The following is a 16,174-nucleotide window of genomic DNA, read 5'->3' as shown; positions in this document are numbered from 1 at the left end:
ACACCGTGCGCCGCCTGGAACCATTCCGAATCCTCAGGCTGGTACTGACACCGGTTGGGGAGACTCAGAAGATGTTCAGACCCCGGGCGCGGAACCGATTCCGCACCCGGGCCTGACGTTCGTCCTGGATGGCGGTCGGGTCAGTGCTGGTGGAACGTGCGACTGATGACGTCCACCTGCTGCTCGCGGGTGAGCCGCACGAAGTTCACCGCGTAGCCGGAGACGCGAATCGTCAGCTGCGGATAGTTCTCCGGGTGCGCCATGGCGTCTTCAAGCGTGTCGCGGTTGAGCACGTTCACGTTGATGTGGTAGCCGGTCGCCGACGTGTACGCGTCGATCAGGCCGACCAAGCTCGTGATCTGCTCCTCCTCGTTGTGGCCGAGCCCGCTCGGCACGACCGTACTGGTCAGCGAGATGCCGTCCTGCGCGTCACTGAACGGCAGCTTGGCGACGCTGAGCGCGGACGCGAGGAGCCCATGCGTGTCGCGAGCATTCATCGGGTTGGCCCCCGGCGCGAACGGCTCGCCGGCCCGACGGCCGTCGGGCGTGTTGCCGGTGGTCTTGCCGTAGACCACGTTGGACGTGATCGTCAGGATCGACTGGGTGGGGATCGCGTCGCGGTAGGTCGGGTGGCTGCGGATCATATTCATGAACCGCTCGACGATGTCCACCGCGATGGAGTCGACCCGATCGTCATCGTTGCCGAAGAGCGGGAACTCGCCCTCGACGTCGTAGTCCACGACCAGGCCGGTCTCGTCGCGCACCGGGCGGACCGTGGCGTACTTGATGGCCGACAGGGAGTCGGCGACCACGCTCAGGCCGGCGATGCCGCAGGCCATGGTGCGGATGACGTCCTTGTCGTGCAAGGCCATCTCCAGACGCTCGTAGGCGTACTTGTCGTGCATGTAGTGGATGCAGTTCAGCGCGTTGATGTAGGTCTCGGCGAGCCACTCGAGCGTTTCCAGGTAGGCCGGGAAGACGGTGTCGTACGAGAGCACCTCTTCGGCGTTCGGCATGGTCTCCGGAGCGACCTGCTTGCCCGACACCTCGTCTTTTCCGCCGTTGATCGAGTACAGCAGCGCCTTGACGGCGTTGACGCGTGCACCGAAGAACTGCATCTGCTTGCCCACGCGCATCGGCGAGACACAACAGGCGATCGCGACGTCATCACCCATCGCGGCCCGGAGGATCTCGTCGGACTCGAACTGGATCGCCGAGGTATCGATCGAGACCTGGGCGCAGAAACGCTTGAAGCCCTCGGGCAATGACCTGCTCCACAGCACGGTCAGGTTCGGCTCCGGTGCGGCGCCGATGTTGTACAGCGTCTGCAGGAACCGGAACGTGGTCTTGGTGACAAGGGGACGGCCGTCTTCACCGATGCCGGCGAGGGATTCGGTCACCCACGTCGGGTCGCCGGCGAAGATCTCGTCGTATTCCGGGGTGCGCAGGAAGCGCACGATCCGGAGCTTGATCACGAGGTCGTCGATGAGTTCCTGGGCGCTTTCTTCGGTCAGCACTCCGGCGGCCAGGTCGCGTTCCAGGTACGCGTCGAGGAACGCCGCGTTGCGGCCGAACGACATGGCAGCGCCGTTCTGTTCCTTGACCGCCCCGAGGTAGGCGAAATACAGCCATTGCACGGCCTCCTTCGCCGTCACGGCCGGCTTCGAAATGTCGAATCCGTAGCTCGCGGCCATCTGGACGAGTTCCTTCAGGGCCCGGATCTGCTCGGAGTTCTCCTCGCGGGCGCGGATGATGTCCTCGGTCGAGGGCTCCATGTCGAGTTCGGCGCGGTCGTTCTTCTTGCTTGCGATCAGGGCGTCGACGCCGTACAACGGAACCCGGCGGTAGTCGCCGATGATCCGGCCACGGCCGTACGCGTCGGGCAGACCCGTGATCAGGTGGCTGTTACGCGCACGGCGCACCGCCGGCGGGTAGACGTCGAAGACGGCGGTGTTGTGCGTCTTGCGGTAGTCGGTGAAGATCTTCTCCAGCTCGGGAGACACGGGATAACCGTAGGTCTCGAGCGAGGTGGCGACCATGCGCCAGCCGCCGAAGGGCATGATCGCGCGCTTGAGCGGGGCATCCGTCTGCAGGCCCACGATGACCTCGTTGGGCCGGTCGATGTAACCCGGTGCGTGAGCGGTGATGGAGGCCGGGGTGGTCGCGTCGACGTCGTAGACGCCCTTGCGGCGTTCCTCGGGGAACATCTCGGACAGCTTGGCCCAGATCCCCTTCGTGCGCTCCGTCGCTCCCGCGAGGAAGCTTGCATCGCCCAGATACGGCGTGTAATTGCGTTGGATGAAATCGCGTAGGTCGATCGAATCCTGCCAGGGGCCGGAAACAAAATCCGGTCGAACGGGCTGGGGCCCGTTGTCGTTGCGGCGGACTTCTTCTGTACTGGTCATCTGGATTGCTCTCCTCGGGGGATCGAGTTCCCCGCCGCGAAAGTCCCTTCCGCAGTCGGGCCGTGAGAGCCGATCGCGGGCCGCCGACAGTACTCGTGCGCGCCCGGATCTCCTCTCTGCCTGCCACGGTACTCGCCTTGGAAGCTGCAAAACAGGTGGACTTTCGGTGCGGCCGGGGGGAGTGTCCACGAGGCCCAGAGGTCGAAGGAGCCCGGCGTAACACGGGAAACGGCAGCCTGCCCCGCCTCTAAACTGGCCGGATGACCGAACCCCGTGCACACGACGCCGTCACACGCCCCGAAGCCGGACGGCCGCCGGCCGACGCGGATGGCGCGGGGGCCACGGATGCGGTGACGCCGGCCCGGGCGCAGGCGCTGATCGATGCCCTGACGGAGCGCGTCGTCATCGCCGACGGCGCCATGGGCACGATGCTGCAGGAGCACAACCCCACCCTCGAGGACTACCAGCAGCTCGAGGGCTGCAATGAGATCCTCAACGTCAGCCGCCCCGACATGATCGAGGCCATCCACGGTGCCTACCTCGACACCGGCGTCGACGCGGTGGAGAGCAACACCTTCGGCGCGAACTGGTCGAACCTCTCCGACTACGGAATCGAAGACCGGATCGAGGAGCTCGCGCGTCTGGGAGCGGAAATCGCCCGTCGGAGCGTCGAGGCCTACGAGGCCCGCGACGGACGGATGCGCTGGGTCCTCGGTTCGATGGGCCCCGGCACCAAACTGCCCAGCCTCGGCCACACCACCTACTCCCACCTCAAGGCGACCTTCGCCGAGCAGGCGATCGGCCTCATCCGCGGCGGCGCCGACGCCTTCCTGATCGAGACCTCGCAGGACCTGCTGCAGACCAAATCCGCGGTGAACGGATGCAAGCAGGCGATCAGTGAGACGGGCATCCGTCTGCCGATCTTCGTGGAGGTGACGGTCGAGACGACGGGAACCATGCTGATGGGCAGCGAGATCGGCGCCGCCCTCACCGCCCTCGAACCGCTCGGCATCGACGCCATCGGCCTCAACTGCGCCACCGGCCCGACCGAGATGAGCGAGCACCTCCGTCACCTCTCCCGGTACTCGCACGTGCCCGTGATGTGTATGCCCAACGCGGGCCTGCCGATGCTGACCGCCACCGGTGCGAGCTACCCGCTCACCCCGGAGCAGCTGGCCACCGCACACGAACAGTTCGTGAAGGAGTTCGGCCTGGGCCTGGTCGGCGGATGCTGCGGCACCACCCCCGCGCACATGAAGGCCGTCGTCGACCGGTTGCGCGGCACCCCCGTGCCCGCCCGCAAGGTCGAGGAGGATCCCGGCGTCGCCAGCCTCTACCAGCACGTCAGCTTCGATCAGGACAGCGCCTTCCTCGCGATCGGGGAACGCACCAACGCCAACGGGTCGCGGGCGTTCCGGGACGCCATGCTCGAGGAGCGCTGGGACGACTGCGTCGACATCGCCCGGGCCCAGGTGCGCGACGGCGCCCACCTGCTCGACGTATGCATCGACTACGTCGGCCGAGACGGCGTCGCCGACATCCGCCAGGTCGTGTCCCGGCTTGCCAGCGCGTCCACCCTCCCGCTCGTGGTCGACTCCACCGAGCCCGCGGTGCTGCAGGCCGGGATGGAGTTGATCGGCGGCCGCCCGGTCGTCAACTCCGTCAACTTTGAGGACGGCGAGGGCATAGGCTCACGCTTCGGCCGGATCATGCCGCTGGTCAAGGAGCACGGCGCGGCCGTGATCGCACTGACCATCGACGAGGAGGGACAGGCCCGCACCGCGGAGCACAAGGTGCGCATCGCCACCCGGCTGGTCGAGACCCTCGTCACCGAGTGGGGGATGCGGGTCGAGGACATCATCGTCGACGCCCTCACCTTCCCGATCGCCACCGGCCAGGAGGAGACCCGCCGGGACGGGATCGAGACGATCGAGGCGATCCGCCGGATCAAGGCCCTCTATCCCGGCATCCACACCACGCTTGGCGTCTCGAACGTGTCCTTCGGGCTGAACCCCGCGGCCCGGTCGGTGCTCAACTCGGTGTTCCTGCACGAGGCCGCCGAGGCCGGACTCGACTCCGCGATCGTCAACTCCGCCAAGATCGTGCCCCTGGCCTCCGTGCCGGACGACCGGCGCAAGGTGGCGCTCGACCTCGTCTGGGACCGCCGCGAGTACGACGCCGAGGGCAACCTCACCTACGACCCGCTGGCCGCCCTGCTCGACCTGTTCGCCGGGGTCGACTCCGCCGCGCTGAAGGACGAGCGCGCCGCCGAGCTCGCGGCCCTGCCGGTGGGCGAACGCCTCGAACGCCGCATCATCGACGGCGAAGCTAAGGGGCTGGAGGGTGACCTCGACCTGGCGCGGGCCGGCGGCCTCAGCGCCCTCGACATCGTCAACGTGCACCTGCTGGCGGGCATGCAGGTGGTGGGCGCCCGGTTCGGCAGCGGCGAGATGCAGCTGCCGTTCGTGCTGCAGTCCGCCGAGGTGATGAAGACCGCGGTCGCGCTGCTGGAACCCCACATGGAGAAGACCGAGGCAGCCGGCAAAGGCACGATGGTTTTGGCCACGGTGCGCGGCGACGTGCACGACATCGGCAAGAACCTCGTCGACATCATCCTCACCAACAACGGCTACGACGTGATCAACATCGGCATCAAGAAGACCATCAACGAGATCATCCAGGCCGCTGAGGAGCGCAATGCAGACGTGATCGGCATGAGCGGGCTGCTGGTCAAGTCCACCGTGGTGATGAAGGAGAACCTGCTCGAGCTCAATTCCCGCGGCCTGGCCGGCAAGTGGCCCGTGATCCTCGGCGGCGCGGCCCTCACCCGGGCCTACGTCGAGGAAGACCTCGCGGGACTGTTCGAGGGCACCGTGCGCTACGCGCGGGACGCCTTTGAGGGCCTGGCCCTGATGGAACCGCTGGTCGCCGTCGCACGCGGCGCCGACCCGGCATCCGTCGGCCTGCCGCCCCTGAAGAAACGCATCCACAAGCGCAGCCTGCTGACCGTGACCGAGCCGGACGCGATGCCGGCCCGCTCCGACGTGGCCGCCGACAACCCGGTGCCCGTGCCGCCGTTCTGGGGCACCCGCATCGTCAAGGGGATCGCGCTGGCCGAGTACTCCGCGTTCCTCGACGAGCGGGCGACGTTCATGGGGCAGTGGGGCCTGAAGCCCAGCCGCGGGGAAGACGGCGCGAGCTACCAGCACCTGGTCGACACCGAGGGCCGGCCCCGGCTGCGCTACTGGCTCGATCGCATCCTCGCCGAGGGGATCCTCGACGCCTCCGTCGCCTACGGCTACTTCCCCGCCTTCAGCGAGGGCAACGACCTGGTCGTGCTGCACCACGGCGACGACCCGTCCGGCGTGCTGGGCGTGCCCGGTCTGCTCGCGCCCGACGGCGGCTCCGGCGGCCCGGTGGGCTCCGAGCGACTGCGCTTCGCCTTCCCCCGCCAGCGCCGCGACCGGCACCTGTGCCTGGCCGACTTCGTGCGCCCGCAGGGTTCCGGGCAGACGGATGTCGTCGCCCTCCAGCTGGTCACGGCCGGCGCGAACGTCGACACGGTCACCGCGAAGCTGTTCGCCGAGAACAAATACCGCGACTACATGGAACTCAACGGCCTGACCATGCAGCTGACCGAGGCCCTCGCCGAGTACTGGCACTCCCGGGTGCGGGGCGAACTCGGCCTGGGCGCCGAAGACCCGGCCGAGCTGGCCGGTATGTTCAAGCTCGAGTACCGCGGCGCCCGCTTCTCGCTGGGCTACCCGGCCTGCCCCGAGATGGAGGACCGCCGCAAGGTGGTCCAGTTGCTCAGGCCCGAGCGGATGGGCGTGGTGCTGTCGGAGGAGCTGCAGCTGCACCCGGAGCAGTCGACGGATGCGTTCGTGTTCCACCACCCGGAAGCGAAGTACTTCTCGGTGTGACGAGCCTGCCGGGCCTGCCCGGCTTGCCCAGCTTCGCCCGGCGCAGGGCGGCCAGTGCGGCCGGGCCCACCAGCACGATGCCGATCGTGGTGGTGATGGCACGAACGGTGTCCCAGGTGAGCGTCGAGGTCACCAGCGTGTAGAGCGCGAAGGAGGCGAGGTTCTCGCCGAGCGGGGCATCCGCCGCATAGGAGATGTCGGTGCCCGAGCCCACGGCGAAGGGCCAGAACCAGAGGTTCATCACCAGCCCGAACAGGTACGACGAGGCGATGCCGTAGGCCACGAGCATGGCTATCTCGAGCCGGGCGGTGCCGTTCCGCGGGGTGCCGATCCGTGGCGTACGGATGCGCGGCAGCAGCGCCGCCCCGGCCCCCACCCAGCCGCAGGCGAACATCTGGAACGGGGTCCACGGGCCGAACCCGCCCCACAGTGCCGAGGACACCGCGATGGTGAGCAGGCCGAGCAGGAACCCGAACCGGGCTCCGTAGGCGCGCCCGGCCAGGATCAGCAGGATGAACACCGCCTCGACGCCGCCCACCCCGGTTCCCGCGATGCGCACCGCGGCGCCGACCGCCGAGAGCACCCCGAGCAGGGCCACGGTCTTGGCCGTGTACATCTCCCGGTCGAGCGTGAGTGCGAGGGCCACGATCAGAGCCGGAACGAGCGCGAACGCCACGATCGGGGCCGCGGCCCTGGCGTCCTCCGGCAGCGCCGACGCGAAGAACGGCCAGGCGAAACCCGCCGCGGCCAGGAGGCTGCCGCCCGCGAGCAGCCAGGACGTCCACCGCGCACGCATCAGGGCCTCACCAGCGCCGGTTCGGTGGTGAGCCGGCCGGCGGCCATCACGAGCGTCTTCGTGGCCAGGGACCGGGCGAAGTCGCGGTCGTGGGTGGCGAACAGCACCGCCGAGGCGTCACTCGAGGCGCGGACCAGCGCGGAACCCACGAGCTCCCGCGCACGCGGATCCAGCCCGCGCGTCGGCTCGTCCACCAGCAGCACCCTGGGGCCGGCGGCCAGCTGGATCGCCATCACCAGGCAGAGGCGTTCGCCCGCCGAGAGATCCCGCGGATGCTGCTGCATCAGGTGCGCCGCACCGGCGTTGGCACCGGCCCCGATCCCGGCACCGAGCCCGAGCAGGTCCGCGAAACGGGCAGCGGTCCCGGGCCCGTTGCCCGGCTTCAGCTGGCGGTCCGCCCGGCTGCACTCCTCGGCCACGGTCACGGCGAAGAGCAGATCGTCGAAGTTCTCCGGCACCAGGGCCACGAACGCGCGCCGGGCTCCCGCACGCAGCAAGGAGACGTCCTGCCCGGCCACCAGCACGCTCCCGCGGGCCGAGGGCAGCGCGATCGCGCGGAGCAGGCTGCTCTTGCCCGCGCCGTTCCGGCCCTCGAGGGCCACCCGGTCGCCGGCCGCGAGCTCGAACGAGACGTCATCGACCGCCAGTTCGGTCCCGTGCAGAACCGTGAGATGACGGATGCCGGCGAGCGGCCCCGCAGGTCCGGCTGGGGTCGCGGGTCGCGCTGTCGTCCGCGCCGCCCGTTCCGCCGCGATCAGCGCGCTCGGACGCTCACCGGGGCCGAGGGTGCGCACGTCTGTTCCGCGGATCTCGAGCCAGGCATCCGCTGCGCTCTCCCATTCGCGGGTGTTGTGCTCGGCGACCACGACGCACACCTGCGCCTCGTGGGCCAGCCGGTCGAGTACCCGCACCACCCGCCCTCGCGCCGGGGCGTCCAGGTCGGCGAGGGGCTCGTCCACGAGCAGCAGGATCGGTTGGGAGATCAGGGCGGCGCCGATGGCCACCAGGCTGGCCTCGCCGGCGGACAGCGCCTCCACGGTGCGGCCCTGCAGGTGCTCGATCTGCAGCTGCGCGGCCACCTCGTGCACGCGCTGCTCCACGATCACGGCGGCGACGCCCCGCACGGTCAGGGCGAATCCGATCTCGTCCCGCACGGTCTCGGCCACGAAGGAGAGCCGCACGTTCTGGGAGACGAGCCCGACGAAGCCGGCCGTTTCGCGGGGGGGAGTGGCCGCGCGGTCCAGGCCGCCCACCTCGATCACTCCGTGCTGCCCGCCGTCGTGGAAGTGCTGGAAGAGTCCGCTCATGCTGTGCAGAAGGCTGGTCTTGCCCGATCCGGTCGACCCGGTGATCACGGTCAGCGTGCCGGGAGCGAGGCTCAGGGTGAGGCCCTCCAGCTGCCAGCCGCCGCCCGCGAAGCCGAGCGCGGCATCCGTCATCACCACCGGCCGCTCGCAGACGCCGGGGGCGGTGCGGGCGGCGGCGAACCCGCGGGACTCCATCGACGCGGCCAGGCAGAGCGCCCGCTCCACGGTTTGTTCGAAGACGGGCACGAGCAGTGCCGGGATCGACCGTTCGCCGCGGAGCGCACTGGCGGTGTGAACGCGCCGCACCGAGGCGATCAGCGCCGGGAACGTGGCCCACGCGATCACGAGCGACCGGGACAGGGCGCGCAGCGGGCCCCGGGCGGCGCCTCGGGCGAAGAAGCGCCGCACGTCGACGACGGCGTTCAGCACACCGAACGCGAGGATGACGGCGGCGAAGGGCAGCGCGCTCTGAGCCGCGTTCCAGAGGCCCCCCGTGCTGACGGGTCCGAGCAGCGCGATGTGCGCGAACGGCCCGCCGAGCGGAATGCGCGGCAGGTCGAGCAGCACCGCGCCGCCGCCGGATGCCCCGCCGAAGACGACCCGGTAGACGACCCGCAGGGCCACGAACGCGACCGCGAGCAACGCCGCGGAGCGCAGGGGGGCCATGCGGAGCCGTAACATCAGCTGCCGGGCGTGGGTGTCTCGGTGCCGGTCGTGAAGACGAGGCCGACGGACTGGCCCGGCTCCAGCTTGAGGCTGCCGAGACCCTCCGACGCGTACTCCCAGGAGGCGTCTGCGGTGGGCTTGACCCAGAGCGCCCAGTAGGCGGCGGCCGCCGGCATGGACTGGCAGGCTTCGGTGAAGGGGGCCTCTCCGTCGATCTCGATGGTCTCGGCGGCGGCGGGGCGGTCGTTGACGCGGCAGACGACCTGGTCGCCCCACTCCACGGTTCCCTCGGTCGTCACGCCGGCCGACTTCATAACCTCGCTCGCGGCAACGGTGCCGGCCGCGCCGGTGTCGACGCAGTCCGTGATCCGGGCGGCGTCGAGGGAGCCGAAGTCGACGACCACGCTCACCCCGGCACAGGAGCCGTCCGTGGGCGCGGCCGTGGCCGCGGAGGCGGCCGGGGTCGAGCCGGTCTCGGGAAGGCTGGTGGAGCATCCGCTCAATGCCAGCGCCCCCACCAGGGTCAGGGTGGCGAGTGCTGTCAGCTTCATGCGCTCAAGAATACCGAGGCCCCGGCGCCGGTCCCGCTCTGTTACGCGCTCTGTTACGCGCCGCGGCTCCCCGGCCCCGCCGTCCAGACCAGCCGCCAGACCAGCCGCCAGACTCGCCGAACCGTGAGTAGCGCCCCTGAACGGACGAAAAACAGGGTCCGAAGTCACGGTTCGGCGGGGATTGGCGGGGATTGGCGGGGATTAGTGGAACCGGCCGGCGCTACCGTTACGCGGCGCGGCCGCGGCGCCGGCGTCGGAGCACGGCTTTGAAGGCGGCGTCGGCCAGGATGACCAGGACGGCGCCGGCCAGCGGGAAGAGCCAGGCGGCCGGGGGAGGCCAGCCGCCGCCCAGGAGCCCGCTCGCGGCCGGGATACCGAGGAAGGCCAGCAGCAGGAGCAGTTCGGCGGCGACCGCGGCCAGTAGGGAACGGTTGCCCAGGAAAGGGAGCCCCCACGCCGGGATCGCCTCACTGCGGCAGGCGAAGGCGTTCGCCATCTGAGCGACCACGATCGTTGCGAACGCCGTGCCCGACGCGGCGGCCAGGAGCCCGGGTGCGACCTGCTGCCCCCACGACCAGCCGCCCAGCACCAGCACCGCGGCAAACCCGCCGAGCGAGGCGGCCGCCTCGACCGGGCCGAGCACCCCGAACGCCCGCCAGACCAGCGGGCGGTCGATCAGCGACCGCGAGCGCACCGGGCCGAGCATGACGCGCTTGCTCGGCGGCTCCACCCCGAGCGCCAGCGCGGGCAGCATGTCGCTGCCGATGTCCAGGGCGAGCACCTGGAGCACCCCGATCGCCAGGGGGAACTGGCCGCCGGTCAACGCCCAGACCGCGAACGGCGCAAGCTCGGCGACGTTGTCGGTGAGGTGGTAGGTGAGGAAGCGACGCGCGTTGGCGAAGGTCGCCCGTCCCAGCCGCACGGCGGTCACGATGGTGCCGAAATGGTCGTCGAGCAGCACGAGGTCGGCCGCCTCCCGGGCCACGTCGCTGCCGCTCCGGCCCATCGCGACCCCGACGTCGGCCTCCCGCAGGGCAGGCGCGTCGTTGACGCCGTCGCCGGTCATCGCCACCACGTGCCCGCGCTCCCGGAGCACCCGGGTGATGCGGAGCTTGTCCGCGGGCGTAACCCGGGCCACGACGGCTCCCGCCCGGTGGTCGAGCAGTTCGCCGAGCTCGGCGTCATCCTCGGGAAGCCCCGAGCCCAGGACGGCGCCGCCCGGTTGCAGCAGGCCGACCTCCCGCGCCACCGCCTCGGCCGTGTTCGGGTGGTCACCGGTGACCATGATCACGCGGATGTCCGCGTCCCGGCAGGCCTGCAGCGCCTCGTGCACATCGGGCCGGGGAGGGTCTTCCAGGCCGAGCAGGCCGAGCAGCTCCAGGTCCGTTTCGACGGCCTCCTCGGTCGGGGTGGCCGACCAGGGGCGTCCCGCCACCGCCAGCACGCGCTGGCCGGTGGCCGTCATCCGCGACAGCGCGCGGTGTGCCTCCTCCGGCACTCGGGAGCACCGCTCGAAGACCCGCTCCGGCGCGCCGATGGTGCTGGCCCGGCCGGCCAGCACGGCGGAGCTCATCATCCGTTTCGCCGTGTAGGGCAGGCGGGTCACGGGCCGGCTCGGGTCGTCCTGCCACCCGCACCGCATCGCGAGGGCGAAGATCGCGGCGTCCAGCGGGTTGCCTTCGGCCTGCCACTTGCCGGCGTGCGACACGGCCCGTCCGGTCACGCAGAGCACGGCGGATGCCGCCAGGCCCGGCAGCAGGGTCGTGGCCTCGGCTGGCCCGGTGATGGTCGCCGTCGGCTCGTAGCCGTCGCCCTGCACCCGCACCAGGCCCCCGGGGGTCCAGATCTCGACCACCGACATCCGGTTCTGCGTGAGGGTGCCGGTCTTGTCGGTGCAGATGAACGTGGTCGCGCCCAGGGTCTCCACGGCGTCGAGCCGGCGCACCAGGGCCTGCTCGTGCGCCATGGTCTGGGCGCCGCGGGCCAGGGACAGCGTCACGGTGGGCAGGAGGCCCTCGGGGACGAGCGCCACGGCGACCCCGACCGCGAAGAGGAAGGCATCGACCGGCCGGAGCCCGATCACGACGCCGGCGATGCCCAGGACGACGCCCGTGGTGACCGCGAACACGGCCACGGTCCGCACCACCCGGTTGAGCGCGTGGGTCAGTGGGCTGGGCGGCCTGGTCGCCGAACGCGCCAGCGCGGAGATGGCGGCCAGGGTCGTCGTCGCCCCGGTGGCGGTCACCCGTGCCTCCGCCTCGCCCTGCACCACGAACGTGCCCGCGCTGAGGAGCTCTCCTCGGTCGTGCCGCACCGGCTCGCTCTCGCCCGTCACCATGGACTCGTCCACGCCGAGCTCGTTGGCCTCCGTCAGCTCCATGTCGGCCGCGATCCGGTCGCCGGAGCTGAGCAGCACCACATCATCGCGCACAAGATCAACGGGGTCGATCGTGCGCATGCGGCCGTCCCGGCGCACCCGGGTGCTGCTGGGCAACAGTGCCCGCAGCCGCTCGGTGGACCGGTCTGCCCGGTAGTCCTGGGCGAACGCGAAGACGGCGTTGAACACGATCACCACCACGATGGCGACGGCCAGCACGGGCGTGCCGGCGAGGAGGGCGAGCCCGGCGGCCGCCCAGAGCAGGAGCGCGAGCAGGTGCGTGAACTGGCGGGCGAGCTCGCGCAGGGGGGAGGGGCGGGCCAGTCGGGGGAGCAGGTTCGGGCCGTCCTGGGCGAGCCGTCGTGCGGCTTCCTCCGAGGTCAGCCCGCCTGTCTCCGCCATGGTGAAACCCCCCTCACCCGGTCATTGCAGGGCCGAGGTCAGCCGGGCGAGACCGTCCAGCGCCGTGGCCCGCCCGGGTTCCCGGTTCCAGTCCGCCAGGGTGAGTTCGCGGCTGAGCGTCCGGTAGCCCTCTTCGACCTCCCGCATCTGGGCGACGAACGAAGCGCCGCGCACCAGCAGCGACACCTCCAGGTCGAGGCTGAAAGAACGGATGTCCATATTACTCGACCCGATCACGGCCACGTCCTCATCGATGGAGAGGTGCTTGGCGTGCAGGATGTACGGCGCCGGATACAGCCAGATGCGCACGCCCGCCTGAAGGAGCGCGCCGTAGTAGGAACGCTGGGCGTGGTAGACGGGCCCCTGGTCGCCGATCTCGGACACGAAGAGCTGCACTTCCAGGCCGCGCTGGCACGACGACGTGATGGCGTACATCATGGCCTCGTCGGGAACGAAGTAGGGACTGGTGATGATGATGCGTTTCTGGGCGGTGTAGAGCGATGCGAGGAAGAGCCGCAGGTTGTTCTCGCCCTCGAAGCCCGGACCGCTGGGGACGACCTGGCACTCCAGGGCCTCCGGGGACGTGTCACGGGGAACAGCGGCGGCGGGAACCCGTTCGTCGAGCAGCTTCTCGTCGGTCTCGCTGTACCAGTCGGAGAGGAAGACGGCGTTCATACCGCTGACGGCGGGCCCGGTCACCCGAACCACCAGCTCCTGCCACTGGAGCCCGCGTTTCAGGTTCTTCGCGGAGAGATAGCTGCGATCGATCAGGTTCTGAGAGCCCATGAAGCCCACCCGCCCGTCGACGACCACGATCTTGCGGTGGTTGCGCAGGTCGGGCCGCTGGTATTTGCCCTTGAACGGCTGCACCGGCAGCATGAAGCTCCACATCACCCCGATTCGGTCGAGCTCGGCGAACGTCGCCGCATGGCCGACCGTGCGGATCGAGGCGATGTGGTCCGCCAGGAGGCGAACCGTCACCCCACGCTTGACGGCCGCCTCCATCGCGGCGAAGAAGTCCTTCGTCGTGTCGTCCAGGGACACGATGTAGTACTGCACGTGCACGAACGTCGTGGCGGCGTCGATCTCGGCGGTCATGGCGGCGATGGAGGCCCGGTAGTCGCCGATCAGGTGCGCAGTGTTGCCGCCGACGAGTGGCACGGCGCCGAGGCCGGTGTTGAGGGTGACCACCGATGCGAACCAGTCCGGCCACTCGGTCCTGCCGTCCGTGAGGTCCATGCCCGCGACACTGTCGGCGATCGACCTGTTGATCTCGGCCTGTTTCTCCATCCTTTTCTTCGGCAGTTTGGAGCTGCCCAGGAGCAGGAAGAACAGAATGCCGACGAAGGGGATCAGGAAGATCGCCAGCAGCCAGGCCATCGCCGCGGTCGGCTTCCGATTGCGCGGTATGACGATGATGGCGGCGATTCGGATCGCCAGGTCGACCAGGGCGGCGAGCACCGCGATCAGCAGGGGCATCTGTTGCGAGTCCACGTCGGCACTCTCTTCCGTTCGTCGGCCAGTCGATGACATGAACCTAGCGCGGGTCGGCCCCGCTCAATAGCGCCCGCACGCACCCCGCGGGCGGAGCCTCGAATCATGAAACGCGCGCTCGCGGTCGGCCTGGTGTCCGCACAATTCGTGCTGCTCGCGGCGCTGGCGTTCCTGCCCCACGGTTCTCTGTGGCCGGTCACCGTTGTCGTCGCCGTGGCCTCGGCCGCGCTCTGCCTGGCCGGCGCGGTTCTGGCCGTGCTGGGCGTGGTCGGTCTCGGTCCGGCGCTGACGGCCAGCCCGGTCCCGCGTGAACACGCGCCCCTGGTCACCACCGGCGTCTACGGGCTCATGCGGAGCCCGATCTATGCCGGACTCATCGCGGGCGCGCTTGGTCTTGCACTGATCGGCGCCTCGGTCGGGCACCTGGTGGCCTGGGTTGCCCTCCTGCTGCTCCTGGCCGGCAAGGCCCGGTGGGAGGAACGGATGCTGGTGGCCGAGCATCCGGACTACGCCGCGTACGGCGCCCACATCGGACGCTTCCTGCCGGCGGTGGGCCGGCTGCGCTCGCCGCGCTGATCCGGGATGACGCCGAGTGAAAGTATCGTCGTTCAGTTCTAAACTAAGCGGTAAATAGTTGACATTATTTCACACCTGTGTTCTGGATCGTGATATTCTGGTCGCATGGAGAACCTCAGAAATGAGAGCACCACGACGCTGGACGCCCTGGCCGCGTTCGACACCCTGACCGGCCCGGCGTTCCGGAACAGCGCCGGCGGTCCTGGCTTCGAGTTCGACGCCGAGGCCTTCTTTGACGTTGAGGAATTCGACGATGCCGGTTTGTACGCAACCGGTCTGCAGGCAGCCGGCCCGGCTGCGGGCGAACTGCGGTTCCTCGACCGCCGGGTCGGCATGCTGGCCGAGTTGGTCGGGGCGGCCGCGGCCGCCGATCGACTGCTGGCATCCGTGTCCGCGGCGCGGGCCGAGGCGGTGGAGCGCGTGCGGTCCTGGTGTTTCGAGACCGAGGCGAACGCGGAGCGTGAGCGGACCCGGCGCGCTCTGGTCGCGCGGTCGGTCGAGCACGGTGTGACCGCTGACGACGCTGACGACGCTGACGACGAGGTCGGCCGCCCGCATTCAGCGGTCTCGGCGGGTGTGCTGGGGTCAAGGTGGGATGCGCTCGAGATCGCCCATCGCACGGCGATCGCCGAGTTGGCCTGCGCGCTCCACGTGTCGCAGGCGGCCGCGTCGAATCTTCTCGCAAAGAGCGAGGCCCTCTCGGGGGCGTTCATGGCGACCCGGGACGCTCTGTCGGCCGGCCGGATCAGTTACGCGCATGCCCGGGTGCTGATCGAGCAGGCCAATTCACTGCCCGAGGAGGCCGGGGCGAGTTTCGAGGCCGAGGTGCTTCCGGTCGCGGAGCGGGTGACGGTGGCTCAGTTCGACCGGGTGGCCCGAAGGGTGCGGGAACGGACGCATCCGGAGTCGATCACGGTGCGCCGGCGAAAGTGCGAGGCCGACCGGGTTCTGGTGCTCGAGCCCGCGCAGGACGGCATGGGCTGGCTGCACAGTTATCAGCCGATGCCGGTGGCTCAGGCCATATTCACCCGGGTGAGCGACATGGCGGCGAGCCTGCAGGGGCTGGACGAGGAGCGCACCCTGGCGCAGTTGCGGGCGGATGTGTTCGCGGACCTGATGGTCGACGGGGTGACGCCGGCGGGCCTCGGCCGGGGTGTGCGGGCCACGGTGAACGTGACCGTGCCGGTTCTGACTCTGCTGGGCAAGAGTGAGGAACCGGGGCTGCTGGAGGGGTACGGTCCGATCGATCCGGAGACGGCCCGGTTGCTGGCGGCGGGGGCGCCGAGTTTCACGCGGATCCTGGTTCATCCGGAGACGGGGGTGATGCTCTCGGTGGGCCGGGATCAGTACCGGGTCCCGAAAGACCTGCGGCGGCTGATCGAGATCCGGGACGGGACCTGCCGGTTCCCGGGCTGCACCCGGCCGGCGGTGCGGGCCCAGGTGGATCACGGTCACGAGTGGCAGCACACCGGGGAGACCCGTTACGACAATCTGGCGTGCCTGTGTGCTCCGGATCATCGGTTGAAGACGCAGACGAACTGGACGGTGACCCAGCAAGCCGGGGGAGTGCTGGACTGGACGGCGCCGAGCGGTTTGAACTACCGGTCGGATCCGGCGGTCCCGTTCGAACCTGTGGAGCCCGCTGCGGACGTCGACCCACCGCCCTTCTGAGCAGGC

At 69.9% G+C, this 16,174-nt stretch carries 9 protein-coding genes; 3 read left to right on the top strand and 6 right to left on the bottom strand.

What is annotated here, in order from left to right:
* Nucleotides 1-140 precede the first annotated feature (140 nt).
* Entirely contained in the window at nucleotides 141-2,405 is a 2,265-nt protein-coding gene (gene pflB, locus E3T37_RS08205) for a formate C-acetyltransferase (RefSeq protein ID WP_134366309.1), read from the bottom strand.
* Between the two features lie 260 nt (nucleotides 2,406-2,665).
* Between pflB and metH the strand changes: the two genes are divergently transcribed.
* Nucleotides 2,666-6,328 carry a methionine synthase gene (metH, locus tag E3T37_RS08200; protein WP_134366308.1) on the top strand — a complete coding sequence of 1,221 codons (3,663 nt, stop codon included), beginning with the start codon at nucleotides 2,666-2,668 and terminating at the stop codon, nucleotides 6,326-6,328.
* Here metH and E3T37_RS08195 read toward each other — a convergent pair.
* The 5 genes from E3T37_RS08195 to cls form a co-directional block, all read right to left on the bottom strand.
* Complete coding sequence (locus E3T37_RS08195) at nucleotides 6,216-7,124, bottom strand: ECF transporter S component (RefSeq protein ID WP_134366307.1); 909 nt, start codon at nucleotides 7,122-7,124, stop codon at nucleotides 6,216-6,218. The two genes, metH and E3T37_RS08195, sit on opposite strands and share 113 nt — an antisense overlap.
* Entirely contained in the window at nucleotides 7,124-9,097 is a 1,974-nt protein-coding gene (locus E3T37_RS08190) for an ATP-binding cassette domain-containing protein (protein WP_166806084.1), read from the bottom strand. Before E3T37_RS08190 ends, E3T37_RS08195 begins: the two co-directional genes overlap by 1 nt.
* Nucleotides 9,098-9,111: 14 nt before the next feature.
* The gene (locus E3T37_RS08185) at nucleotides 9,112-9,648 is read right to left on the bottom strand and encodes a hypothetical protein (RefSeq protein ID WP_134366305.1); all 537 of its coding nucleotides are present in this window, start codon (nucleotides 9,646-9,648) and stop codon (nucleotides 9,112-9,114) included.
* 226 nt (nucleotides 9,649-9,874) lie between these two features.
* The gene (locus E3T37_RS08180) at nucleotides 9,875-12,427 is read right to left on the bottom strand and encodes a cation-transporting P-type ATPase (protein ID WP_134366304.1); all 2,553 of its coding nucleotides are present in this window, start codon (nucleotides 12,425-12,427) and stop codon (nucleotides 9,875-9,877) included.
* A gap of 21 nt (nucleotides 12,428-12,448) precedes the next feature.
* On the bottom strand, nucleotides 12,449-13,906 hold the full coding sequence (gene cls / locus E3T37_RS08175) for a cardiolipin synthase (protein WP_134366330.1): 1,458 nt from the start codon (nucleotides 13,904-13,906) through the stop codon (nucleotides 12,449-12,451).
* A gap of 120 nt (nucleotides 13,907-14,026) precedes the next feature.
* Here cls and E3T37_RS08170 point away from each other — a divergent pair, with 120 nt between their 5' ends.
* Both E3T37_RS08170 and E3T37_RS08165 read left to right on the top strand, forming a co-directional pair.
* Complete coding sequence (locus E3T37_RS08170; RefSeq protein ID WP_134366303.1) at nucleotides 14,027-14,497, top strand: isoprenylcysteine carboxylmethyltransferase family protein; 471 nt, start codon at nucleotides 14,027-14,029, stop codon at nucleotides 14,495-14,497.
* Between the two features lie 105 nt (nucleotides 14,498-14,602).
* The gene (locus E3T37_RS08165) at nucleotides 14,603-16,168 is read left to right on the top strand and encodes an HNH endonuclease signature motif containing protein (protein WP_134366302.1); all 1,566 of its coding nucleotides are present in this window, start codon (nucleotides 14,603-14,605) and stop codon (nucleotides 16,166-16,168) included.
* The last annotated feature ends 6 nt before the right edge of the window (nucleotides 16,169-16,174 follow it).

The sequence above is a fragment of the Cryobacterium sp. TMT2-10 genome (assembly GCF_004403075.1).
In the GTDB taxonomy this organism is placed as follows: Bacteria; Actinomycetota; Actinomycetes; order Actinomycetales; family Microbacteriaceae; genus Cryobacterium; species Cryobacterium shii.
Note: the sequence above shows the minus strand (reverse complement) of the source record. Positions and strands in the feature narration are given on the sequence as shown.

What these genes read in the sequence shown, in the direction of transcription:
- E3T37_RS08170 (WP_134366303.1), top strand. Translation starts at nt 14,027, where the DNA reads ATGAAACGCGCGCTCGCGGTCGGCCTGGTGTCCGCACAATTCGTGCTG.
- E3T37_RS08195 (WP_134366307.1), bottom strand. Translation starts at nt 7,124, where the DNA reads ATGCGTGCGCGGTGGACGTCCTGGCTGCTCGCGGGCGGCAGCCTCCTG.
- E3T37_RS08165 (WP_134366302.1), top strand. Translation starts at nt 14,603, where the DNA reads ATGGAGAACCTCAGAAATGAGAGCACCACGACGCTGGACGCCCTGGCC.
- E3T37_RS08185 (WP_134366305.1), bottom strand. Translation starts at nt 9,648, where the DNA reads ATGAAGCTGACAGCACTCGCCACCCTGACCCTGGTGGGGGCGCTGGCA.
- metH (WP_134366308.1), top strand. Translation starts at nt 2,666, where the DNA reads ATGACCGAACCCCGTGCACACGACGCCGTCACACGCCCCGAAGCCGGA.
- E3T37_RS08180 (WP_134366304.1), bottom strand. Translation starts at nt 12,427, where the DNA reads ATGGCGGAGACAGGCGGGCTGACCTCGGAGGAAGCCGCACGACGGCTC.
- E3T37_RS08190 (WP_166806084.1), bottom strand. Translation starts at nt 9,097, where the DNA reads ATGGCCCCCCTGCGCTCCGCGGCGTTGCTCGCGGTCGCGTTCGTGGCC.
- cls (WP_134366330.1), bottom strand. Translation starts at nt 13,906, where the DNA reads ATGCCCCTGCTGATCGCGGTGCTCGCCGCCCTGGTCGACCTGGCGATC.
- pflB (WP_134366309.1), bottom strand. Translation starts at nt 2,405, where the DNA reads ATGACCAGTACAGAAGAAGTCCGCCGCAACGACAACGGGCCCCAGCCC.